Origin of the sequence: Burkholderia sp. Ac-20365 (genome assembly GCF_017104715.1) — a bacterium.
In the GTDB taxonomy this organism is placed as follows: domain Bacteria; phylum Pseudomonadota; class Gammaproteobacteria; order Burkholderiales; family Burkholderiaceae; genus Paraburkholderia.
Genome location: NZ_JAAGPI010000106.1, coordinates 1 through 988 on the forward strand (window position 1 = coordinate 1; position 988 = coordinate 988).

At 71.1% G+C, this 988-nt stretch carries 1 protein-coding gene; it reads right to left on the reverse strand.

From position 1 onward, the window contains the following. Positions 1-657, reverse strand: a 657-nt coding sequence (locus G3O01_RS44795; RefSeq protein WP_205813929.1) for a Bcr/CflA family efflux MFS transporter, incomplete at its 3' end; no start/stop codon positions are given. Positions 658-988 lie beyond the last annotated feature (331 nt).

The following is a 988-nucleotide window of genomic DNA, read 5'->3' on the forward strand; positions in this document are numbered from 1 at the left end:
CCCCCAGGCGACGGGGTCGGACAGGATGCGCCCGTACGACGCGAACGATGCGATCACGGCCGCGCTCTTGCGCCGCTCCTTCGGCCAGGTTTCGGGCACGCGCAGGTACGCGGTCGCCGCGCATACCGCGCCGAACACGGCCAGCACGACGAACACGCCGCGCCAACCGGAGAAGCGCAGGATCTGCCCGCCGATCAGCGGCGCGAGCAACGGCCCGACCGCGGTGACGATCGCCACCATCGACAGCACCTTCGCCGCGTCGGTCGGCTCGTGCGCGTCGCGGGCGATCGCACGCGACAGCACCGACGCCGCGCCGGCGCCGAGCGCCTGCAGGAAGCGCACGAGGATCAGCATGTCGATCGACGTCGACACGAAGCAGCCAATGCTGGCGAGCGTGAACAGCGCGATGCCGCCGAGCAGCACGGGGCGGCGGCCCCACGTGTCGGACAGTGGGCCGTACAGCAGCATGCCGACCGAGAAGCCGGCCATGAAGCTCGTCAGCGTGCGCTGCGCGGCGCCGGGGCTGACGGAGAAGCCGGCGGCGATCGACGGCAGGCTCGGCAGGTACATGTCGGTAGCGATCGGCCCGCAGGCGGCGAGCGCGCCGAGCAACAGGATCAGCCGGGCATCGGGCCGGCGTCGGATGACGTGAGACATGGGTATCCGGAATGGAGCCCGCGCGCATCGGGGCGCGCGTGGCGGTGAAGACGGGAGGCCGCGCCGCGAACGGCGCGCCCAGGCCCATGATTGTACGCGCAACTTTTTTGCGTGCTGGCGGCCGCGTGCGCGGCTGGCGGGAAAACACCGGCGCGACGGCCGCCGCGCGGGATCGAGCACCGGGATTCGATTAAGCTTGCAGCTTCCCGCCCCTCTTGTCTGACCAATTCGCCGCACGACCGAACCGATGACCGCTTTCCTGCTGATCTGGAGCCCCAAGAAATGGCCGTGGCCCGAACTGCCCGACGTCGCCGCGCGCGTGAAGGCCGGC